The sequence below is a fragment of the Algoriphagus mannitolivorans DSM 15301 genome, assembly GCF_000429425.1.
GTDB lineage: Bacteria > Bacteroidota > Bacteroidia > Cytophagales > Cyclobacteriaceae > Algoriphagus > Algoriphagus mannitolivorans.
This window is the reverse complement of record NZ_AUBV01000007.1, coordinates 44891-68456: the sequence shown is the minus strand read 5'-3', so window position 1 is coordinate 68456 and position 23566 is coordinate 44891. Positions and strand designations below refer to the sequence as shown.

Here is a 23566-nt window from a genome sequence, read left to right as displayed (position 1 = left end):
ATGGCTCTTCAGACCTTTGTAAAAATCAATCATGTGACCAATCTAACCGATGCAAGATATTGCTCAGGAATGATGGTAAACCTTTTGGGCTTTTCCCTTGATCCAAAAAGCCCAAATTATGTGAGCCCTGAAGAATATAAAGAAATCACTGGCTGGGTCTCAGGAGTTGATTTTGTGGCTGAATTTTCATGGGATTCTAGCTTGGATATTTTAGAAAGCCTGAAAAACTACCCAGAGATAACGTGGATAGAATATGACCGACTTGAGGATTTGAAAAAACTTCAAAATCAGGGATACTCATTGATTTACAAAGTCAACCTCAATGAGATCAAACATTTGGAAGAACAACTTTCCGAACATCTTTCTGATTCAGAGATATTAATTCATATCCAAACAGAAAATGAAAAATTATCCGAATCAGATAAGCAGTCCATATTAAGTCTTACAGGTAAGTGCAAAATTCTTTTAGGAAGCGGAATCAATGTGGACAACGTTTTGACCACAGTAAATGATCTGAACATCTATGGCATCACACTGAACGGAGGCAAGGAAATCAAAGCCGGACTCCGGGACTTTGATCAAATGGCGGATATTCTTGAAAAACTAGAAATTGAAGATTAATGAAAAAGCCTGGTGAGATTCACCAGGCTTCATTTTTTATTCGAATAGATCTGAAATCTTGTAAGGACTCTGGGGTCCGGTAAAGAAGCTACCATCCACATAGCGATGAGATATTCCTATATCGTTGATCCGCTTCATGTCCTCTTCGGTCAATTCTATTTTAGCTGCCTCTAAATTGGAGATTATCCTCTCTTTAGAAACTGATTTGGGAATTACAGAAATTCCTCTTGCAATTGACCAAGCGATCAAGATACTTCCTGATCCTACACCATGCTTCTCTGCCAATTCCAAAATCAGAGAGTTCTCCATCAGCTTGGGGTCATTTTTATGCTTTTCTGCCCGGGAATCCGGTGATCCCAAGGGTGAATAAGCTGTAAGTAAAATTTCATTTTGTCTGCAAAACTCCACCAACTTATCCTGTGGTAGAAAAGGATGCAATTCAATTTGATTGACTTCAGGCTTCTGTCCTCCCAAGGCTAAAATCTCATTCAGCTTGGCTTGATTGAAATTGGAAACACCAATGTGATTGGCAAGACCTGCTTCTTTTTGCTCCTGCATTGCTTCCCAAGTTTGAGTAAGAGGAACATCCTGATAGGTATAATACTCCTCCCGATGCTGTGCAAATGTTATCCCTGGTTTAAAGGCTATTGGCCAATGAATCAAATAAAGATCTAAATAATCCAGTCGCAGTTGGTTAAGTGATTTTTCCAGAGCGGGTCTGACATCTTCATGCCTGTGGGAATCATTCCAAAGTTTCGAAGTGATAAAAAGATCTTTTCTTTTTACCAATCCATCTCCAATCGCATCAGAAATACCTTTTCCGACTTCAAATTCATTCTGATAAATCGCGGCACAATCCAAGTGTCGATATCCGGCTTCGATCGCCCAATAGACCGCCTGTCGGACTTCACCGGGTTTACTTTTCCAAGTTCCCAAACCTAAAATCGGCATCTCATCGCCATTTGAAAAAGAGAGAGTTTTCATACTTGTTACAGTTGGTCTATATTTTATAAGTCTTCACTAAGTTAATCAGGATAGCAGAGTTTTGAAGGTTTTAAGGACCTCAAATTCAAAGGTAATTCAAATTACGTTTTTGATTTTCCGGACATGACAACCCTAATCTTCTTCTACTCAGACTTCTCTGATTTTTTCTTCTAAATATTTTTGAAATTGATTCATTACCCAAAGGTGAATTCTGGCTTGAGTATATACATATACGATCCATGGCAGCCTCGGAACAAATTCATGGATGGCTGAGATGATATACTTTCCGTCCAATACTTCCCTGAATTCCAACCACCCGTAATCATATCGCTTGACTAACCAACCTCCAGTGATATAAAAAAGTTGCCTTTTGTGATCACTGCGATCAGGAATCATGGTTAACTGCAACAATGGTTTTGAAGTACCGAAAAGATAAAATCCAATCTCATTTTCAGAACCTGCCCGGCTATGAATAATAAATTTCAAAAATTCAGGAAGCCAAAGTTTATATCGATTAGCAACCCAAAGTGCGGAATTCCTGCCTAGGTTTGGCATCCGCTGAATTGACCTAACCGTATTTTTCACTCCTTTATTTTGGTGAAATGTCGTCTTCAAAGGGGCTTTTTGGGGATGCAAAGCCAATTTTAAAGATTCCTCGTAGTTCAGGTAGTGAATTGGGGCAAGGTCAAATTTCAACTCCGTATTTACGACAAGAGTGTGCTTAAGGCTTTCCACCAAAGGAGAAACCAATTGAGGAGGACCATCTCCAAAAAGCCCAACCCAAAACTTACTCAGTCCCAGCGAAAAAAATGGAACTGAGAAAATCTTCCTCTTTTTGCCCATCGCCTTGGCAGTCCTCAAAAGCATTTGTTGATAAGAAAGTACCTCTGGGCTTCCTATTTCATAAACTTTCCCGAAAGCTTTTGGATTGGCAATGCAGGCATCCATAATTTCGAGGGTATTTTCAAGCGCAATTGGCTGTGTCAATGACTCGGTCCATTTGGGACAAACCATCACCGGAAGTCTTTTTACCAGCTTATGGATGATCTCAAAACTGGATCCCCCGGGTCCAACAATGATGGAGGCTCTAAGTGCAGTCAGTTTAGTCTTTCTTGAGCCGAGAGTTTCCTCAACTTCCAATCGGCTTTTTAAATGACGAGAAAGCGCTTTTTCCCGATCCTCAGGAATCAATCCACCCAAGTAAACAATTTGCTTAACTCCGGCTATTTCAGCCGCCCTGCTGAAATTATCTGCCAGAAGCAAGTCCATATCTTCAAATGCTCCCTGATTCAATCGGGTGGTCGTATTCATGGAGTGAATCAGGTAGATGGCAACATCAACTCCTTTAAGAGCTTCAATAGTCGAAGTAATGGAATAAAGCTCTACCTGCCTCCATTGCACTCCAGGATAGGGATTTGACTTGACTTTTTTTCGGCTAAGCCCTATCAATTGGTACTTTTCATGATACCTGTTGATAAACCATTTGCCCACGTACCCTCCAGCACCTGCAATAGCAACAGTAGGCCTTGAATGAGAAAGGGGAGCTTTATCCATACGTATAAAACTCCCCTTTTTTCATAACTGTTCAACTACCGATCTATTTAAGTGCAAATTCTCTTGCCAATGTAGTCGTGTAGTATTTCGTGATCATGTTAGGCACCTCCCAAGAAGGCATGTTTTTATTTTGAAAATATTCTAAAAACTTCTCAGTCACCTGTGCAAAATGAGCCTCATGCCCATTATGATAGTGGTCCGGGATCATTACTTGGTATTCACCTGAAGGCATTTTTTGAAAGTTAAGTCCCGGATATTTGGAAGAAAGAGTTTGGGTGAGGGCATTTTGAAGGGCTGACTCCTGGTCACTTTTCAGCTTTACATACAAAGCCGGTTTATAATTTTCCTCCTTTCCCTGACGAATAATCAAATCTGCCTTAGTGCCACGCATCAGGCTGAAATGAGTATCGCCTGCTCCTTCCGGAGCTTGGAAGTTCCAGATCACACTTACCTTGGCGTGAATATCCTTTAGCTTATAGATCATTTCACCATTGGAATAAACTTCCAACTGCTCATTCTTAAAGTCCTTTTTCAAAAAATCAGGAAGCATATCCTTGCCGGTGACTTTTTGAAATTGCTCTAAACTCATGGGAGTGGCCCAACGTCTCGCTTGGATCATTTCTACATCCGTAGTATCTAGGATCTGATCCGGAAATGCCTCCCACTGCACTAAATCTACCAAGTGGGTGGTAACATCCACTATTCCTTCCCCTTCCTTGCTTACATCAAAAAACCAATCCGGTCGAATCAATGGTGCTCCAGATACATACTTGAAGAAATGGTGTACTGATTCTTTAGAGATCGATGGGTTGTCCGGCGATCCCTTTTCTAAAGTGCCAAATACTTCAGGTAACTGAGATAGCTCACGTTGTAGCAAGGTCGTAATCTCAAACCGCTCTGTCATGATATCATACAGCAGGAGATTTTTCTCCTGCGCCATGGCAAAGGCCTTTTTGAGCTTTTGAAAACCTTCGGCATTGATTACCAACGGCTTGTCCGCGTACACATGAATCCCATTCTCAATAGCCGCTAAGATGTAATCGATCTTTTGGTCATTTTTACCGGCAACCATCATGACATTACCTGGTTTGGTTTTCACCATTCGTTGAAGGTAATCAGCTCCAGAATACACTTCCAGATTCCAAGCTGTGGGAGATTCCGTCCGATTATTATATCCAGAGATTCTGTTTAAATGATCTTTTAATTCTGCCCCTTCCGGAGCAAAAATATAAACCGTAGAATCTACTGTGGAGTACATGGTTTTATGAATTAATCCAGCATGAAAATGCCCCGGATCCAAGGTCATCAAAGTTACTTTCGACTCCATTTCTGCAGATTCAATATTTGTCTCTTTAGAGGTACAGGAAATCATAATTCCCAGCCCCAAAGACGCCATCCATAGCTTATTCAGCATTTTATTTTCCGTTTGTAATTTTTGCTAATCAATTAAACCTTGACGTAATCTGTTCCCCAAGGTCTTCTTTGTGTACGACTCAGATGTGAATTCGCTTCGGGATCATTCACAAATTCTTCTTTGGCGGGATCCCAAGTGAGCTTCCTTCCCAATTTCATGGCAATATGACTAACCAGACAAACTGAGCAAGCCCTGTGACCAATTTCGACCGGTGAAAGCAATTCATTTTTCCCTTGAATAGCATCCAGCCAATTTCCATGATGCTCAGTACTTCTGGTCAATCTTATTTCATTTTCTCCGATGACCGAACTCAATATTTTAGGATCTGAAGCATCCAAAGCCTTGGCATTATTTCCTTGAGCTACCGGATCGGAAGAAGAAGCCACATAACTACCTCTTGAAACCCAAATCCAGCCTTCCGTACCCTCATACCGAATCCCGTTCGGGTATCCACCAGAAGTAAGCATGACTACTCCATTGTCGTATTCGGCTTTGACCATAAAATCTCCATGTACATTCCAGAAACCCGCTCTCGGAAATTCAGCTACGGCCTCGATGTACCTTGGCCCCGTAAGCTCAGTATCCATTCCCCAGGCTGCTGAATCAAAATGATGCTGTCCCCAACCGGTAATCATCCCTGCTCCATAATTCTCATGTCTCAACCAGCCTGGCCGACTATAGTCATGTTGAGGATGTACACCTATTTCAGAATACGGAAGTTCCGGAGTAGAGCCCAGCCACATGTCAAAATTCAAATTGGAAGGAATCGGCATCGGTGCTGCATCTGGCCCGGAAGGATCTCCCGGAAGTCCAATTCTCACGGTATGCAACTTTCCGATTCTCCCATTTCGGACCAGTTCTGCAGCGATTCTAAATTGTTCACTAGAACGCTGCTGTGTGCCCAACTGGAGAACGACTCCGGTTTTATTAACCACATTTACTAATTGCCTTCCTTCTTTAATCGTCAAGGAAGTGGGTTTTTGAACATAAATATGTTTTCCTGCCAAAGCCGCTTCCATGGCTGGCTGGGAGTGCCAATGATCAGGAGTAGAAATAATCACTGCATCAATTTCCTTATTGAGCAACATTTCCCGGTAATCCCCATACTGCTTTACATCCACATAAGGTTTCCCCATTTTTTTGGTGTAGTACTCTTCGATGTATTTTTTACCATCTGCCATCCGCTTACTATCCACATCAGACACCGCCACAAATTGGGCTACTTCATGCCTCCATGTTCCCGGAATATCATGTTCTCTGGCTATTCTTCCGCAGCCAATCTGACCTATCGTAATCCTATTGCTGGGAGCATTTTTCCCAAAAACAGAAGCCGGCACAATTGTAGGGATTCCAAAAGCCGCTGTTGCCAACGCGGTCTTTTTCATAAAGTCTCTTCTTTCCATTTTATGTCAGGTTATTAGGGTTTCATTTCACAAAAGCTCTCCAATAAGCTTCAGCCTCTTCCGCACTCATCTCTCCATCAAAAACGATGATTCTATATTTCAAGGAATACCGGTTATTAGGTTGGATTTCCCAAGATTCATGTCGGATAGGACAGAATTCAATAAAAACATTTCCTTTTCCATTGTATTGCCCCACCGGCCAAACACGAAGGGGTTCTGGATGAGCTTTGTTAGTATTATGGCTTAAAAACAAAATGCCACTTTTTCCTTCCGGTGAACCGGTTTTTCCGGAAATAAGAATCCATTTTGCTTCAGTACCATCGGCTGTTTTTCGGTCATGACCTTCTGAGGTTAAAATCACGCTGTTGTCATCTCCCCACAATTCCGTGGCTCTAAAGCCAATTCCTCCTCCATATCGATAATCATCCAAAAGAATCCCCCCAGGTATTTTAGTGAAAATCGTTGTCGTGTAATCTACCATATATCGGCCTTTGTCCGCTGGCTTCAATTTGATTCTCAAATCTTCTTCAATGGCCAATTTTTCGGATTCGGGAGCTTTGAGGTCCAGATGATTTTGCCGGACATTCAATTCAGCAGCGCCGCCAGCTACTTTTTTGGAAAGGACTTTAGCAAAGTCCACCCGGCCTTTTTCATCTCCTAGATTCCAAAAATCCACCTCTCTACCGCTGATTGTGGCGCGAGTCCATGGCCCCCAGATTCCATAATGATGGTAATGATCTGCCGGCTGAATCCGGCTGAGCACTTGTCCACTGGGACTGGTGATGGGATGAATAAATCCAGATTTGCTAAAAGCCTCCTTCACTCCTTGAGGAACTGGCTCTTTGGCAGTTTGGTAAGTCAGTACTTTTTGATCCCCCAAATAGAAATCTATTCCTTTGGAAGAATCCTTTAATGATACCTTTTGCGCAAACGATGCCGTAGATATTCCACTAAAAAATAAAACCAGAATTATAAAACTTTTGAAAGACATAGAATTTTCAGGTTATTGGGTAAGTAGTTTTGAAGATATCAAAATCCACAATAAAGGACTTTAACTTTCAACCCAATACCCCATGATCAGGAAGTTTTTCTACGGAATCGTTTTCTTAGTTTCCGCTCATTTTGCGCAGGCTCAAAGCCTGAAAGAAGTCACTCTAAATCAGGAATGGAAGGATAAAATCCACTCCCTAGCTCCTTCAAAAACCAATTTTCCTTATGGAAAAAAGAAGAAGGTCTTGGTTTTCTCCCTTCACACGGGCTTTGACCATTGGGTAAGACCTCATACTGAAGAAATGGTCAAGATCTTGGGAGAAAAAAGTGGTGCATTCCAAGTTAATGGATCCAAAAACCTCGCCGATATTGAGTTAAAAAACTTGAAAAAGTATGATGTATTGGTTCTCAACAATACCAATTCCAAACCCGATTACAGAAACCTGTTCTGGGATCAATTGAAGATAGAATCCAAGGCTGATTCTTCTGCAATCATGCAAAAAGCCATAGAACTGGAGAAAAATATATTGAAGTTTGTGCAAGAAGGCGGTGGACTTTTGGTCCTACATGGAGGAAATACCATGCTGAATAATTCCTGGGAATTTAGCCGACTTTTGGGTGGAAGCTTTGATTACCATCCTCCTCAACAAGCATTTCAGGTGAGGCTGGAAAACCCCAACCATCCATTGGTGCAGGCTTTTCCATCTGAAGGTTTTAATCATATCGATGAACCCTACTTTTACAAAAACGCCTATGAGGAAGGTGACTTCACTCCTCTTCTCTATTTCAATAATGCGGAAATAAAAAACCAAAGGAAGGGAGATGAGAGAACTGAAGGCAAAACCTATGTTGCTTGGATTAGGCCTGAGGGAAAAGGAAAAGTCATGTACTCTTCCCCTTCCCACAATGCACAGAGTTTTGAAAACCCGCAATTACTTCAGTTTTTCCTGGACGGTTTGCAATACGTAGCCGGAGATGTCTCCTGTGATGAGACACCGATTGGTAAAAAATAAGGCATTTGTTGAAGTTTTATTTAATGAGTTGGCATCAGAGAGTGAGTTACCGCCTCTGCTGCCAACCTTCCAGAGGTCATGGCTGCATTGATGGACCCATTGAGCATAAAATCCCCAGCTAGGTAAATATTATCCATCACCTTCGTTTCGGTCATTGGAATGATGTGCTTCAAGTCCTCTATTTTTGGTAAGGCATGCCAGATGTGAAAAGTCTTGAGAAATTTAAAATACTCAGCCTTTATCCCGGAGATTTCCTCCAATTCCTTCCTAACCTGATCTATCAACTCTTTTTCTTCCAACTCACTCTCTAAAACAGTTACTGAAAGAAGCGCTTTCCCTTTTGGTGAGTATGCTTTGGAAACATCATCCATAAAAACCAGATTATTGATCAGTTTACCACCTGTCACCAACCCAATCATCGGACGTGCGATAAAAGACTTTTGGAGCGTAAAGTACAGGTTAATCACGGATTGTGGCTTGCCAAATTGACCTTGAAGTTGCTTTAACACTTTTTCCGGCTGGACAGCCACGATCACCTTCTCAAATTCCAGTTCCTCTCCGTTTTCCAACAGAATTTTACCTGATTGGATATCCTTGACAGGAGAATTGAAATAAATCTGCGTTTTGCCTAGTTGCTGTCGCAGCATTTTTGGGATTTCGCCCATTCCTTTTTCGGGAACAGCTGCCATTCCCAAGGAAAACATTTTGAATACGAACTCAAACATGCGAGAGGAAGTATTCAGGTGCTTTTCCAAGAAAATCCCTCGAAAGAAAGGCTTAAAGAAATTTTCGATGATTTGGTCCGAAAAGCCATAATCTTCCAAATATTGAAAAGTCGGAACTGAGGGAGCATTAAAAATCTCGTCCAAAGTTTTTCTTTTCAGTTCTTGGGTAAGGGAAAACATTTTCACCTTATCCCAGAAAGTGCCCACTTTGGAGAAGGCCATTCCGACGATTTTAAGAGGGTTACGAATTGGGTCAGAAATGATATAGGCATCTCTCCCGCTGAAAATAACTGCTCCTGGGTCGAACGTCTTTAAATGTAGAGCTTGGAAATCAAGATATCTTTTGGCCTCTGGATAAGCAGTATTTAGTACCTGAAAACCATGATCCAAGAGAAACCCGTCAACATGATCGGTCTTCATTCTACCTCCGATATCCGAACTGGCTTCTAAAATGATGGGGGAAAAACCTGCTTTTTCAAGTTCAATAGCTGCGACTAATCCGGAGACACCAGCTCCGATGATGTAAATCCTTTCTTCCATAGCGAAAATTGATAAGAGGGCATAGCCTCGTCTGGGTACTTGGTTAACCCATTCTTACAAAAAGGGTTTTCTGATTTTGAAATATTTTTCAAGTTTTGACAAAAGGTCAAAACTTCAGTTTTAGAATTTGTAAAATCACATCAAAGTAAAATATACATGAAAAAAGCCGCCTTTCTCCTCTCTCTTCTTCTGATTTTCCAAACAACTTTCGGCCAGGTCTATTTCCCGGACAAGAACAATTGGCTTTCCAAAGCCCCTTCTGAACTAGGACTAAACCCGGACAAAATCAAAGCTGCTATCGATTTTGCCAAAAGCCATGAAAGTGATGCTAATCCGAATTTAAAAATCGCACACTACGAAAGTGCTTTTGGCAGAGAACCTTTTGGTTATCCAGTAGGGCCGATGAAAACGAGAGGACCTGCCTCAGGACTTATCATTTATAAAGGATATGTAGTAGGCCAATGGGGAGAACCCGATCGAGTGGATTTGACATTCAGTGTGGCCAAAAGTTTTCTATCTACCACTGCTGGTTTGGCTGTAGAGTCGGGATTGATCAAGAGCGAACAAGACCTTGTCTTTCCCTACATAGCTCCAATTTATCCCTTTGATCCCGTGAGAGCAATGATGAATAAAGCTGATCATTTGTATGAGGATGATGTTTTTGAGCTTTTTGACACCGAGCATAATCGAAAGATCAGATGGGACGATCTCCTCAGACAAACCTCCGATTGGGAAGGAAGCCTTTGGGGAAAGCCAGACTGGGCAGACCGCCCCAGTGGAAAAGCAGAAGAATGGAGAACCCGACCAAGAAATGCTCCCGGAGCAGTGTACGAATACAATGACACAAGGGTGAATGTGCTTGCATTGGCTTTGCTGAACGTCTGGAGAAAACCGCTTCCCCAAGTATTAAAGGAAAAAATCATGGATCCTATTGGCGCAAGTGATACTTGGAGATGGACAGGATATGAAAATTCTTTTGTGATCTTGGACGGACAGATTATCCAATCCGTAAGCGGTGGTTCACATTGGGGCGGTGGAATGATGCTTTCTGCCTGGGACCAAGCTAGGTTTGGGTATTTGACCTTGAGAAACGGGAATTGGAAAGGAAAACAACTGATCCCAAGCTCTTGGATTGAAAAATCCAGGACCCCTACTCCTGCCCAACCGGATTATGGATTTATGAATTATTTCTTGAATTACGATCAAAAACAAGTGCCGGCAGCCCCAAAAACAGCCTTCTTACATATTGGGGCAGGTACCAACATGATTTATGTAGATCAGGAAAATGATTTGGTAATTGTAGCTAGATGGATTCCAAATGGTGATAAAGCAGAGTTGGTCAAACTGGTCTTGGAAAGTCTGCAAAAAAATTAATAAGAGGGAAGTCTGGAGACGGAAGACGGAAGTTGGAAAAATTGAGATGAAAAACACAAGTTTTCAAAGTCCTGATTAGAGAATCATTACTCTCTACAAATCATTTGGCATCCCAATTAAATAATCAAGAAAGAGGTTTTAGGAAAATAATATTACGGATTTGTGGACTGAGGATTTATGGAAGAAGAGCTATTTAGGATAAAGTATCCAAATATTTTTTGCTTTTCCCCCTTGAATTATAAAGAATATTCTAAAATCTTTCTGAGCAAGCTTGCTTTTCGAAATTTATTCTTCTACTTTTGCAACGTCAAAATCGACACAGCATTTTTCTGAGCCGTGAATCCTTACTGTCGCTTGTCTGGGATTTAGGAAGCATGGCAAGAAAAGTAAGGACACATTCATGGAAAACACAATCAAATTCTCAGACCTGGGGATTTCAGCTGAAATCTTACGGGCCGTGGAAGAGATGGGCTATACCCAACCTTCCCCAATTCAAACTCAAGCTATTCCTTTCGTTCTAGAAGGCCGCGATGTAATCGGTCAGGCTCAAACCGGAACTGGAAAAACAGCAGCATTTGCTATTCCGATCATCGACTTGGTTGATCCGGAATTCAACAAACCTCAAGCTATCATTCTTTGCCCTACCCGTGAGCTAGCGGTTCAGGTGGAAGGTGAAATTCATAAGCTTGCAAAATATCACAAGAAAATTTCCTCAGTAGCTATTTACGGTGGAGAATCCATAGACAAGCAGATTAGAACGCTTAAAAAAGGGGTTCAAATCGTAGTGGGTACTCCAGGCCGTGTTCAGGATCACATCAACAGAGGAACCTTAAAACTGGAAGAAGCCGGAATCATCGTTTTGGATGAGGCGGATGAAATGCTGGATATGGGCTTTAGAGACGATATCGAAGCTATCCTTCAGGAAATGCCGGAAGAAAGACAAACCGTTTTCTTCTCTGCAACAATGGCCAAGCCAATCCTGGATTTGACCAGAAAATATCAGAAAGATCCTGAAATCATCAAAGTCGCTAAAAACGAACTTACAGTTTCTAAAATCGAGCAGGTATTCTACGAAGTAAAACCTTCTTTGAAAATGGAACTGATGGCTAGACTGATGACCATCAACAATTACGCACTAAGCGTAGTCTTCTGTAACACCAAGAGAATGACAGACGAAGTAACCGAAGCTTTGGGTAGCAGAGGTATTTTGGCGGAGGCTCTTCACGGTGACCTTTCTCAGGCTCAGCGCGACAAAGTGATGAACAAATTCAGAAAAGGGCTTTGTACTGTATTGGTGGCTACAGATGTAGCAGCAAGAGGTATTGACGTGGACAACGTAGAAGCTGTTTTCAACTTCGATATCCCTTTGGACGAAGAATATTACGTACACAGAATCGGTAGAACCGGTCGTGCTGGAAAATCTGGAACAGCGATCACCTTTATCACAGGTCGACGTGAGTTTATGAAACTTAAGGATCTAGAGCGCTACACCAAGGCAACTATCACTAAGATGACTCCTCCATCTGTATCAGAATTGGTAGAGTTGAAGAAAGCTCAATTGGTGAAGGATGTGTACAGGATTCTAGGTAAAGAAGAAGATAATCAAATCTTCGAAGCCACTATCGGACAAATGTTGACCGAGGGACTTACAGCAGAACAAATTGCACTTGGACTATTGAAAATGGTCATGGGTGATGCTGTGAAAGAATTGAAAGATCAGGATTTCGGAATCGAGACCTCTTACAACGACCGCAGACGTGATGATCGTCGCGAAGGAGGTAGAGAAAGTAGATTTGGTCGTGGAGAGCGTGGATCTGATAGATTTGGCAGAAGCGGTGACCGATTTGAAAGAGGCGGAAGAAGCGAGAGAGGCGATAGATTTGAAAGAGGTAGCAGATTTGGCGATCGTAAAGAAGGCAGTAGAGACTTTGCTCCAAGAACAGAAAGAACTCGTGATGCCAATATGGCTAGATTGTTCTTAAATCTGGGCAAGAAAGATAGAATCCGTCCTAACGATATCGTAGGTGCAATCGCTGGCGAAACCGGAGTGCCGGGTAAGAGCATCGGAGGCATTGACATCTTTGACAATTTCTCTTTCGTGGATGTTCCTCAGAAGGACGCAGATCATGTGATCCGAGTGATGAAGAACAACACCATCAAAGGGAAAACTGTTAACATGGAAATCTCAAAAGGTTAATAAGGTTATAGGTTAATTTGGTTAAAGCACATTTCTTCCAGGAATGTGCTTTTTTTGTATTCAAAAATAGAAGTACATGCAGCTGTTTTTTCAGGAAAATATCACCGAACCCATCACCTACCTATCGGAGGATGAATCCAAGCATCTCATCAAGGTTTTGCGAAAAAAACAAGGAGACGCAATCACTCTAACTGACGGAAATGGGAAAATATTCGAGGCAGTAATAAATCAGGCTAATCCTAAAAAAGCGAATCTTACTATTCTGAATTCCAGAATCATAGAGCCTGATCCTTTCCATGTTCATTTAGCAATTGCGCCGACCAAGAGCCCTGATCGAATGGAATGGATGGTTGAAAAAATCACTGAAATCGGCTTTCATGAAATGACACTTTTGGAAACCATGAATTCTGAGAGAAACTTTCTCAAAACCGACCGGCTTTACAAAAAAGTGATTTCAGCCTGCAAGCAAAGCTTAAAGTTTCATACCCCCAACCTCTATCCTACAACCAAGCTTCCAGAATTCATCTCTTCCACAAGGTTTGGGGATTATCAGAAATTCATCGCCTATGTAGATGAAGGCCACACCCACCATTTATTGGACATCGCCAAGCCAAATGGAAAATATTTGATTTTAATTGGTCCTGAAGGCGACTTTGACCCAAAAGAAATTCAAGAGGCCATCGCTCATGGATTTCAGCCTGTATCACTTGGCAAAAGCAGACTGAGAACCGAAACAGCAGGATTGGCAGCAATCCAAATGCTTCAGATACTAAATCGCTAATAATTATCGTTTTTTCTGCGAATGACTTGAAGTCCAACTTGAAGTCAGATGGGTTTTTCCTATTTTAGAGGTCTCATTACTTTTCAAGAAGTCTAAAGAACAAATTTTCACTACTGTGCCGTACAAAGAGCGAGAAATAGAGAAGAAGTATTATTCCATCGGGGAGGTTGCTGATATGTTTAAAGTTGCTCCTTCACTGATCCGCTATTGGGAAGGAGAATTTGATATTATTAGACCAAAGAAAGACAAAAAAGGAAACCGCCGTTTCACCAAAGAGGACATCCAGAAAATCAGGTATGTGTACCATTTGGTTAAAGAAAAGGGCTATACCCTTCAGGGGGCCCAAGAAGTCATTGCTACAGGCAAGCAGCAAGGATTTGATAAAGTAGCGGCAGTTCAAAAACTTCAGGAAATCAAGGACTTTTTAATCAATCTGAAGCATGAACTCCAATCCAGAAAAGGAACATGAAAATCTAAGGTATCATTTGGCTTTGGCCCTGGCTCCCAAGATTGGCCCCAGCGTATTCAAAGCCATTTTAGCCTATAGTGGCTCTCCCAAAGATTTTTTTCAACTCACCAAAGGCAAAGCCTCAAAAATCCCTAGAGTCGGACAAAAACTGCTGGAACTTCAAAGACAGGCTGAATCACTTTTGAGAAATGCTGATGAAGTTATTTCCCAATGCCTTAAAAAAAATTACCAAATCCTTGTCTCTACTTCTGAATCCTTTCCTAAGAGACTCAAAGCAATTGAAGACGGTCCCATTATCCTTTTTTCCCAAGGAAAGGGAGATTTAAATTTTGAACGAAGCGTGGGTATCGTCGGCACACGCAGTGCTACTAACTACGGTAAATCCATCACTCGAAAGATCGTAGAGGACCTTGCTATTTTTCAGCCTGTTATCATCTCAGGATTGGCGTATGGGATTGATATTGAAGCCCATCGGGCTGCACTCCAAGTCGGACTTCCTACCCTAGCGATTATGGGTTCACCCTTGAACCAAATCTATCCTGCAGCTCATAAAAACACCGCCATTCAACTGCAGGATACCGGCAACTTACTCAGTGAATATGCTCCTGGGAGTAAAATGATGCCGGGAAATTTTCCAGCCAGAAACCGAATTATCGCAGGACTTTCTGATGCCTTGATTGTCGTGGAGGCCGCTGAAAAAGGCGGGGCATTGATCACAGCGGAAATCGCCTTTAGCTATGATAAAGAAGTCTTTGCCGTGCCGGGAAACCTCCAATCTACATTTTCTGAGGGCTGTAATCATTTGATCAAAAAAATGAAAGCCAGCATTTACACGGGTCCTGGAGATATTGCGGATGCTTTATTTTGGAGCAAACCGGGTGAGGAAAAGATCAAAAAACCAATATTGGATCTATCTGGAAGAAATGAGGAAGAAAAAGCCATTTTATCGCATTTGCAGACAAAAGGCGAATCGGAAATCGACCTGATCTCCTATGCTACAGAGATACCACTGGGAATTCTTTCCTCCAAATTGCTTTCTTTGGAGTTTGAAGGAGTCGTCAAATCACTACCTGGAAAAAAGTTTAAACTTTTGGTTTAATTCGGATTTATCCTTCAAAAATCTCTTCCAAATTGAGGCTAAAACCCGCTATACAAGAAGAATGGACTACATCACCTGAAACAAATAATCGTGAAGGATGATAGTGCCCTTCCTTGAGTGTATAGATCTGTAAAGTCTGTTCATTGGGATGAATCACCCAATATTCTTTCACCCCAGATTCCTCATAAATCTTGTATTTCACTTTCAGCTCCTTTCTGTTATTTCCTGTTGACAGGATTTCGACCACCAAGTCAGGTGTACCTATGGAACTTGCTTCATCCAACTTGCTTTCATCACAAATCACACACAAATCTGGCTGGATAACAAAATCGATATCCTTGTTCTTTTTTGATTTTACAGGAAGTCTAACGTCAAATGGAGCCTGAAAGACTTGATAAGGCTTCCCTTCAAAAAAATTAAGAACGCTGGTCCAAGCCTCAATGAGACTTTTTGATGACTCATACTTAGCGCTGCAGCTGCCCTTTTATACACATTAACACGGATCAATTCGACCATCTCATCCATCTGCCAGGTAAGGTCGTCAGCATAGGAATAGCGATCGTATTCGATATCGGGCTCATTTACTGTATTTAATTTGTCATCTTCTATAGATTTAAAATATCACAAATAAATAGGATTTTAAATAGACTATTTAAGTTACTTAATTATTGGAAGCTCAAATTCAACTATACCTGGATCAGGATCAGTCGAAATCCCATAAATCTTGCTTAAATCTTTATTAACTGCAATACTTTTAACAGATCTATCCAAACTGTATTTGGCAATGATTTCACCAGCAAAAGAAAAAACATACACAGTTTTAGCAATGTCTGATTCAGTTTGAATTTTGGCTTCACTTATTCCACCATAAAGGGCAAATATTCTATCCTCTGTCACAACGACATCTCTGAAGTGATAGGGAGAACTTAAATCCCAATGCACAGAGTAACCTGAAGATTCTGCGATAAGGTCAAATTTCATATATTCTTTAGGAGAGAGATAGAACCGGTCAAAAGTCAATTTATCTCGGTCAAAAATTTCGATTTTGTTAGAAAAAAGATTAGCAATTACAAAATGGGTTTTGGAAAAGTTCCCTGCGAACCAGCCCATATTCATTTGCGAAAGATTAAAGTAGTCTAAATCGGTGCGTTCAGAAAAATTTTCCAAATCTCCAAAGCCAGATAATGAATCCCCTGATGCCGAGAACTCTACCAGTCTTGATGGGGAATCAACTGTCAACCCTAAAAATGTTGAGTCACCAGATCTAAGTACTGAATAAGCTTTAAAAAAATCACCTTTTTGCTTAACTTGATGGATAGCTAAGTCAGTATTTAAGAAAGAAAATTCGCTGATCTTCTTGTCAATTGAACTATATATATAAAAAGAAGAGTCATTACTTCCAAACTCAATAGAGCTGGCATCTGAGATTTCTCCAGGCCCAAAACCAATTGTACCAAAAGATTTTAAATAAGAATTGTTGCGTGAATCAATTACATGAATTGGAGAATCCATGGCATCCATAGAAGGGCTTTCTAGCACATAAAGATTATTACCGCTTACCCGTACTTTGTCGGGGTTAAGTAGCTCTTCATACACCCTCTTTTTACCTTTGAGATCAAGCTCAACTAGCTTTTCTCCTTTTTCAGTACAGGCGCAAAAAAAAAGTGATAAAAAAAAAATAGGAAGTGATCTATTCATCGTTTTTGATATTAATATGTGATTAAGTGGCCTGGATAATTTACTCCAGGCCAAATACAACTAAAGACTATTGATTCCCACAGCAGGGAGGCAACCCTTTTATGTCTTTGGGATAAAATGTACCAAATCGATCAAAACATCCGATCGAATTTGCTTGCATACAATCCGCTGCTGATGAAATCAGCGGAAGTCCAAACGATAATCCTAAAACGAGGGAGAAGAAAAGAATCCCTTTAAAACTGGTTTTTTTCATTAAAGATAAGTTAAGATTAAAGATTTTCATATTTAACTAACTTAATTGATTTGAAAAAATAAAAAACAAACGGCATTATTTTTACATAAAAGGTAAATATTTAGTTTTTTATTTTTAAATCCCTTATCAGCTTGGGATAATACCAAAGGTAAAACCCACTGACCGCCAGAAAGATCAATCCGATCGAAATAAAAGTCGAATAGGTCAGCTTAGCCCCTTCATCCCCAGTGGTGTAGAAATCAATAATACTCCCATCATGGACCTTCTCGATCCAATCAGAATGCCTTGTTTCAATGGAAAGCACTTCTCCTGAAAATCCGTCCAATTGAACCTCGGTAAAATGAGTTTTGAAAGTAACCTTTGCAATCCCTTTGTCTGGACGGATATCAATTCGATCCACCTCAAAGTCCAAACCCTGCTTTCTCATCTCCTCCTCTCCTATTTTCACCATTTCGGATGGTAAAATCCAAATACCGTTTTCCACTTTGGTTTTCAAGGTAGGTGGCAAAAGTTCCGCCTTTTTTTTCCAGGCCAATAGAATGGAGGTAATCCCTATCAAGAGAAAAAATAAGATCAAAGGAATTCCCAGCCACTTGTGCAAACGGCGGTAAATTCGAATGGATTTTACTTTGGAAGGAATGGAGGATTCAGACATGAATCAGGGATTGAATACAAACTTGGCTAGCTTCATAGCCTCCTGAAGTTCTGATTTTTTCAAGTCCAAATCATATCCTTCTTGTTCAAGGGTCTGAATCATGAGTTCAGTGGCCATATTCCCTACCAAATCATCCTTTGCCATAGGACATCCTCCATATCCCATGATAGCTCCATCAAAGCGCTTGCAGCCCCCTTTCAAGCCGGCGATCACCTTTTCCCCAATTGCTTCCGGGCGACTGTGGAGATGTGCTCCAAATTCAATTTGAGGAAAAGCCTGGCTTTGAACCTCAAATAATTTCTGAATCAATTCTGGAGTAGCGACCCCAACTGTGTCGGAAAGTGAGATGATTTCTATCTGAAGCTGGGCCAATATTTCCACAAACTCGGCTACCATCTCTGGAGAGTAAGGGTCACCATAAGGATTCCCAAACCCCATGCTGAGGTACACCACTTGCTTTTTCCCTTTGGATTCACAAAGATTTTGAACTGCTTCTACAGTCTTTAAAGCCTCGGCTATGGAGGCATTGGTGTTTCGCTGCTGAAATGTCTCGGAAATACTCAGGGGAAAGCCCAAAAAATCAATCTCCGGAAAACGCAGCGCATCCTCAGCACCCCGAATATTGGCTACTATGGCCAATAGTTTGGATTTCGATTGGTGCAAATCCAAAAGCTCCATGACCTCTGCAGTATCCCGCATCTGTGGGATAGCCTTAGGACTCACAAAACTTCCAAAATCTACCGTATCAAAACCTACTTCCAACAATTGGTTGATATAGGCAGCTTTTATGGCGGTATCTATAAATTCAGGAATGCCCTGCATGGCATCTCGTGGACATTCAATCAGCTTAATCATGCCCGAAGATAAAAAGGCAAAGCTTCATTCTTAACCAAAAACAAAAAAACCTGCCCAAGAATGGGCAGGTTAGGGAATAGGTTAATAGGTAAGATTTAAAATACTTCTTTGGCAATCTTATAAGTGGTATCTGCCTTACTCATGGTATAGAAATGCAAACTAGGCACACCTGCTTTTACCAATTCTTTGGACTGTTGGATAGCCCAAGAGATTCCAACTTCTTTGACTTCTCCGTTGGTTTTACATTTCTCCAGTTCGTCCATCAAGGCATCTGGAAGATCCAAAAAGAAAGTCCTTGGAAGCATGGTGATCTGACCTAGAGTAGTAATCGGCTTTAATCCCGGAATAATCGGAACCTCAATTCCTGCTTCACGGACTTTTTTCACGTAGTCAAAATACTTCTGATTATCGAAGAACATCTGGGTAACAATGTACTCGGCTCCCTTATCCACTTTCTCTTTCAGCTGCTTCAGGTCAAATTTTAGGCTTGGTGCTTCAAAATGTTTTTCTGGATATCCCGCTACCCCAACACAAAAATCTGTGTGAAAATTATTCTCCGTTTCTTCGTGCAGATATTTGCCTTGATTCATTCGGATAATTTGCTCCACCAATTCACCTGCAAATGCATGCCCTTCCCGCTCTGGGGTAAACTTTTCTCCCTTTGGCGCATCTCCACGAAGTGCAAGTACATTTTCAACCCCAATGAAATTCAGATCAATCAGGGCATTCTCTGTCTCTTCTTTGGTAAATCCACCACAGAGCAAATGAGGCACTGCATCCACTTGGAAGCGGTTCATGATCGCAGCACATATTCCCACAGTTCCTGGACGCTTCTTGGTACTTACCTTTTCCAAAAGCCCATTGGGATGTTTCTTGTAAATAAACTCTTCCCGATGGTAGGTAACATCCACAAACGGAGGGTTAAATTCCATCAGAGGTTCTATTCCTTCCAAAAGTTCTTTCAGACTTTGGCCTTTAAGGGGAGGCAAAATTTCAAAAGAAAAAAGAGTCGATTTAGCGTTTGCTAAGTGTTCGGTTATTTTCATGTGATTACAATTTGCTTTTCATAGGCCACAGGGAATCTCATTTATGGAATCGATATTCCTTGTATTTGCACTAATGTCAAGCTCAATTTCATAAGGTTTGATTCGCAAGTTGATTGGAAGGTGTATAAGCCAAGTTGGGAGAAAGTAATCGTTCCGCATCTTGCAGCGAGATCCCTTTTCTCATGGCATAGCTTGCTACCTGATCTTGGGCAATTTTTCCTAAGCCAAAATATTTGGAATCAGGATGTGCAAAGTAAAATCCAGAAACGGAGCTTGTTGGATACATTGCATAGCTTGAGGTTAATGAAATTCCTATGGATTTTTCCATATCCAACAAGCTTGCAAGAGTTTCTTTTTCAGAATGCTCTGGACAAGCAGGATATCCTGGTGCTGGTCTAATTCCCTGATATTCCTCTCGGATCAAAGAATCATTGGTCAGACTCTCCTCCTTGGCATATCCCCAATAATTTTTCCTCACTTCTTCATGGAGAAATTCTGCTGCAGCTTCAGCCAAGCGGTCTGCCAATGCTTTGAATAAAATATCATTGTAATCGTCCCCTGCGGCTTGAAATTCAGCCAATTTGGATTCCATTCCCAATCCTGAAGTCACTGCAAAACAACCCAGGTAATCCTGCTTTTCAGGATGTAGGTAATCTGCTAAAGATCGGTTTGGAACGCCTTTTCCTTTTTTTCCTTGCTGACGCAAAAAATGGAATTGACCAATCTTCAACCCCGAATTATCAGGCTCAAAAACGATCGCATCATCTTCCTGCCGCTGCACAGGATAAATCCCAAAAACAGCTTTAGCGGTCAACCACTTCTCTGAAATGATTCTATCCAGCATCGTTTGGGCATCTTGATAAAGTTTTTTGGCTTCAGAGCCGACAATCGGATCTTCAAATATTTTAGGATACTTCCCGCTCAACATCCAGGTGCTAAAAAAGGGTGTCCAGTCTATGTATTTCCGAAGGGTTTCAAGATCCAACTCTTCAATAATCTGCTTTCCAAGAACTTTTGGCTTGACTGGCTGAAATGAACTCCAGTCAATTTCAACAGGGTTTGCTTTCGCTTCTTCATAGCTCACCATCTGCTTCACTGATTGCTTTGCCTCATGCTCTTCCCGAAGTTGACGGTAAGTCTCCTTGATTTGAAGTTTATACGCTTGTCGAGTTTCTTCTGAAATAGCCTCTCCTGCGATAGGTACAGACTTACTGGCATCGGTCACATGTACGACTGTCCCAGAATAAACAGGATCTATTTTGACTGCAGTATGGATTCTGGAAGTAGTCGCACCGCCAATTAAAAGTGGGATCTGCAGACCTTGACGTTCCATTTCAGAAGCTACATTGACCATTTCATCCAATGAAGGGGTAATCAAACCACTCAACCCGATAATATCTACTTTGTTTTTGATGGCTTCGTCGATGATTTTTTGAGCATCAACCATCACTCCCAAATCGATAATCTGATAGCTATTGCAAGCCAAAACGACCCCAACAATATTTTTTCCAATGTCGTGAACATCACCTTTTACAGTCGCCAGAAGAATTTTCTTTAAAGAACTTTCTTCCTGACCTTCTTCAGGCAAAGGCATGAAAGGTTCAAGGTAGGCGACAGCTTTTTTCATCACGCGAGCTGATTTGACCACTTGGGGAAGGAACATTTTCCCCTCTCCGAAGAGATCTCCCACGACGTTCATTCCATCCATCAAAGGCCCTTCAATCACCTTGAGAGGATTTACCAATTCCAGCCTTGCTGCTTCCGTGTCTTCTACGATATAATCCAATATTCCTTTGACCAAGGCATGCTCAATCCGCTTGGCAACCGGATCGGATCTCCAGGCTTCATTGGCCACCTCTTTTTTGCCAGAAGCTTTGACTGTATCCGCAAACTCCAAAAGTCTTTCGGTCGCATCCTCTCGTTTGTCGAAGAGTACATCCTCGACTTTTTCAAGTAAATCTTTAGGAATGTCGTCATAAACCTCCAGCATCGTTGGATTGACAATCCCCATGTCCATTCCATGATGGATGGCATGATACAGGAACGCAGCATGCATCGCTTCACGAACCCGGTCATTTCCTCGGAATGAAAAGGAAACATTACTAACTCCCCCGCTGACTTTGGCACCGGGAAGGTTTTCTTTGATCCATTTGGTGGCTAGAAAAAAGTCCAATGCATTCCTTCTGTGTTCCTCCATACCGGTGGCAACAGGAAAGATATTTGGGTCAAAAATGATGTCCTGAGGATTAAACTTCACCTGATCAACCAGGATTCTATAGCTTCTTTCACAAATCTGAATTCTTCGTTCATAGGTATCTGCTTGGCCTTTTTCATCAAAAGCCATCACTACCACGGCTGCTCCGAATTTTTTGATGGTTTTGGCTTGAAGAATAAACTCTTCCTCTCCGTTTTTTAAGGAGATAGAGTTTACGATGCCTTTTCCTTGGACACATTTCAATCCTGCCAGAATGATGCTCCACTTGGAACTGTCAATCATGATAGGAATTCGGCTGATTTCAGGTTCGGAAGCAATCAGATTCAAAAACCTAACCATGGCTGCTTCGCCGTCCAGCATGCCTTCGTCCATACAGACATCCAGCACCTGAGCCCCACCTCGCACTTGATCCAAGGCCACTTCGAGGGCCTCGTCATAATTTCCGTTCAATATCAGTCGGGCAAACTTCTTGGATCCGGTGATATTGGTACGCTCACCGATATTGACAAAATTGATATTAGGCGTGAAAACCAAAGGTTCAAGCCCTGATAATTTTAAATAATCCTGCTTAGGCATTGTTTTCCTCCTCTTCTAGTTCCTCTTCAATTTTTCTAGGCTGGAATTCTTCCGCCATTTTGGCCAATGCTCTGATGTGATCTGGAGTGGTTCCGCAGCAGCCTCCCAAAATATTCAGCATACCCTCTTTAAGAAAATCTCTTACCTGATCAGCCATCTCATTCGCCCCTTGGTCATATGCGCCAAATTCATTGGGAAGTCCTGCATTGGGATAAGCGGATACATAAAATGGAGATTTTTGAGACAATACTTTCAGATAGGGCCTCAACTCCTTTGCTCCCAGTGCACAATTAAGTCCAACTGAAAGTAGAGGGACATGAGAAACTGAAATCAAAAAAGCCTCTGTAGTCTGCCCTGAAAGGGTTCTTCCTGAAGCATCTGTAATCGTTCCAGAAATCATGATAGGAATTCCGCCTTCTCTCGGGTCCAAAGGAATATTTCTTTCCTCAAAAACCTCTTGAACCGCAAATAATGCAGCCTTTGCATTCAGGGTGTCAAAAATGGTCTCAATCAATAAAATGTCTGAGCCTCCATCCAAAAGACCTCTTACTTGCTCAGCATAAGCTGTCGCCAGTTGATCAAAAGTAATGGCTCGATAGCCTGGATCATTTACATCAGGGGAAATGGAAGCCGTTCTGTTGGTTGGTCCCATGGCACCTGCCACAAACCTAGGTTTATCAGGATTTTGAGCAGTGATTTGATCCGCGACTTCCCTTGCAATTTTTGCAGAAAAGAAATTGATATCATAGGCCAAATGAGACAGTCCATAGTCTTCTTGGGCGATACTGGTCCCTGAAAAGGTGTTCGTTTCTATGATGTCCGCTCCAGCTTCAAGGTATTCCAGATGAATTGCACGGATGATGTCAGGGCGACTTAAAGAAAGTAAATCATTGTTGCCTTTGAGTGCCTTAGGATGGTTTTTAAGTTCTGAGGTTCTAAAATCTTCCTCAGAAAGCGTATAGCGTTGAATCATTGTTCCCATAGCTCCATCCAAGATTAAAATTCGTCTCTGAATGGCTTGAAGTAGGGATTCCGTTCTGTTTTGCATTTTCGTAGTTTTAACCAAAAAGCTTAGCGAGCAAAACACGGGGAAAAGTAAATATT

At 41.5% G+C, this 23566-nt stretch carries 20 protein-coding genes; 7 read left to right on the top strand and 13 right to left on the bottom strand.

Going from position 1 to position 23566, the window contains the following annotated elements; genetic code table 11:
* Positions 1-621 (top strand): phosphoribosylanthranilate isomerase, encoded by a 621-nt coding sequence (gene trpF, locus G458_RS0108480; protein ID WP_026951525.1) that lies wholly within the window; start codon positions 1-3, stop codon positions 619-621.
* A 36-nt stretch (positions 622-657) separates the two neighbouring features.
* Here trpF and G458_RS0108475 read toward each other — a convergent pair whose 3' ends face one another.
* The 5 genes from G458_RS0108475 to G458_RS0108455 form a co-directional block, all read right to left on the bottom strand.
* Positions 658-1605 (bottom strand): aldo/keto reductase, encoded by a 948-nt coding sequence (locus tag G458_RS0108475; RefSeq protein WP_026951524.1) that lies wholly within the window; start codon positions 1603-1605, stop codon positions 658-660.
* A gap of 147 nt (positions 1606-1752) precedes the next feature.
* Positions 1753-3159 (bottom strand): Rossmann-fold NAD(P)-binding domain-containing protein, encoded by a 1407-nt coding sequence (locus G458_RS0108470; protein WP_026951523.1) that lies wholly within the window; start codon positions 3157-3159, stop codon positions 1753-1755.
* Positions 3160-3202: 43 nt separating this feature from the next.
* Positions 3203-4573, bottom strand: a complete 1371-nt coding sequence (locus tag G458_RS0108465) for a putative oxidoreductase C-terminal domain-containing protein (RefSeq protein ID WP_026951522.1) — start codon at positions 4571-4573, stop codon at positions 3203-3205.
* 32 nt (positions 4574-4605) lie between these two features.
* Positions 4606-5976 carry a Gfo/Idh/MocA family protein gene (locus G458_RS0108460; protein ID WP_026951521.1) on the bottom strand — a complete coding sequence of 457 codons (1371 nt, stop codon included), beginning with the start codon at positions 5974-5976 and terminating at the stop codon, positions 4606-4608.
* Between the two features lie 22 nt (positions 5977-5998).
* The gene (locus G458_RS0108455) at positions 5999-6967 is read right to left on the bottom strand and encodes a DUF6807 domain-containing protein (protein WP_035467957.1); all 969 of its coding nucleotides are present in this window, start codon (positions 6965-6967) and stop codon (positions 5999-6001) included.
* Positions 6968-7049: 82 nt separating this feature from the next.
* Here G458_RS0108455 and G458_RS0108450 point away from each other — a divergent pair, with 82 nt between their 5' ends.
* Positions 7050-7979, top strand: coding sequence for a ThuA domain-containing protein (locus G458_RS0108450; RefSeq protein WP_051287147.1), 930 nt, complete (start codon positions 7050-7052; stop codon positions 7977-7979).
* 20 nt (positions 7980-7999) lie between these two features.
* Here the strand turns inward: G458_RS0108450 and G458_RS0108445 are convergent, their stop codons facing one another.
* A complete protein-coding gene (locus G458_RS0108445) occupies positions 8000-9244 on the bottom strand; it encodes an NAD(P)/FAD-dependent oxidoreductase (RefSeq protein ID WP_035467956.1) in 1245 nt (414 codons plus the stop codon).
* 156 nt (positions 9245-9400) lie between these two features.
* On the opposite strand from G458_RS0108445, the gene G458_RS0108440 reads away from it, so the two are divergent.
* The 5 genes from G458_RS0108440 to dprA all read left to right on the top strand — a co-directional run bounded on the left by G458_RS0108440 (position 9401) and on the right by dprA (position 15164).
* A complete protein-coding gene (locus G458_RS0108440; RefSeq protein WP_026951517.1) occupies positions 9401-10618 on the top strand; it encodes a serine hydrolase domain-containing protein in 1218 nt (405 codons plus the stop codon).
* Positions 10619-11018: 400 nt separating this feature from the next.
* The gene (locus tag G458_RS0108430) at positions 11019-12815 is read left to right on the top strand and encodes a DEAD/DEAH box helicase (RefSeq protein WP_026951516.1); all 1797 of its coding nucleotides are present in this window, start codon (positions 11019-11021) and stop codon (positions 12813-12815) included.
* 76 nt (positions 12816-12891) lie between these two features.
* Positions 12892-13596, top strand: coding sequence for a 16S rRNA (uracil(1498)-N(3))-methyltransferase (locus tag G458_RS0108425; RefSeq protein ID WP_026951515.1), 705 nt, complete (start codon positions 12892-12894; stop codon positions 13594-13596).
* A 115-nt stretch (positions 13597-13711) separates the two neighbouring features.
* Entirely contained in the window at positions 13712-14065 is a 354-nt protein-coding gene (locus G458_RS0108420) for a MerR family transcriptional regulator (protein ID WP_026951514.1), read from the top strand.
* Positions 14037-15164: a DNA-processing protein DprA gene (dprA, locus tag G458_RS0108415; RefSeq protein WP_026951513.1), complete on the top strand. Its 1128-nt coding sequence runs from the start codon at positions 14037-14039 to the stop codon at positions 15162-15164. Before G458_RS0108420 ends, dprA begins: the two co-directional genes overlap by 29 nt.
* Positions 15165-15171: 7 nt before the next feature.
* On the opposite strand, the gene G458_RS20460 is transcribed toward dprA, so the two are convergent.
* From G458_RS20460 to G458_RS0108380, 7 genes are all read right to left on the bottom strand, one after another.
* Entirely contained in the window at positions 15172-15606 is a 435-nt protein-coding gene (locus tag G458_RS20460; RefSeq protein ID WP_322786241.1) for a Uma2 family endonuclease, read from the bottom strand.
* A 215-nt stretch (positions 15607-15821) separates the two neighbouring features.
* Positions 15822-16862, bottom strand: a complete 1041-nt coding sequence (locus G458_RS0108405) for a BF3164 family lipoprotein (protein ID WP_026951512.1) — start codon at positions 16860-16862, stop codon at positions 15822-15824.
* A gap of 353 nt (positions 16863-17215) precedes the next feature.
* Entirely contained in the window at positions 17216-17770 is a 555-nt protein-coding gene (locus G458_RS0108400; protein ID WP_026951511.1) for a PepSY-associated TM helix domain-containing protein, read from the bottom strand.
* A gap of 3 nt (positions 17771-17773) precedes the next feature.
* Positions 17774-18625: a hydroxymethylglutaryl-CoA lyase gene (locus G458_RS0108395; protein WP_026951510.1), complete on the bottom strand. Its 852-nt coding sequence runs from the start codon at positions 18623-18625 to the stop codon at positions 17774-17776.
* 95 nt (positions 18626-18720) lie between these two features.
* Positions 18721-19671, bottom strand: coding sequence for a methylenetetrahydrofolate reductase [NAD(P)H] (gene metF / locus G458_RS0108390; protein ID WP_026951509.1), 951 nt, complete (start codon positions 19669-19671; stop codon positions 18721-18723).
* An 88-nt stretch (positions 19672-19759) separates the two neighbouring features.
* Entirely contained in the window at positions 19760-22462 is a 2703-nt protein-coding gene (metH, locus tag G458_RS0108385) for a methionine synthase (RefSeq protein ID WP_026951508.1), read from the bottom strand.
* A complete protein-coding gene (locus tag G458_RS0108380; RefSeq protein ID WP_026951507.1) occupies positions 22455-23510 on the bottom strand; it encodes a homocysteine S-methyltransferase family protein in 1056 nt (351 codons plus the stop codon). The genes metH and G458_RS0108380 overlap by 8 nt, the downstream gene beginning before the upstream one ends.
* Between the last annotated feature and the right edge of the window lie 56 nt (positions 23511-23566).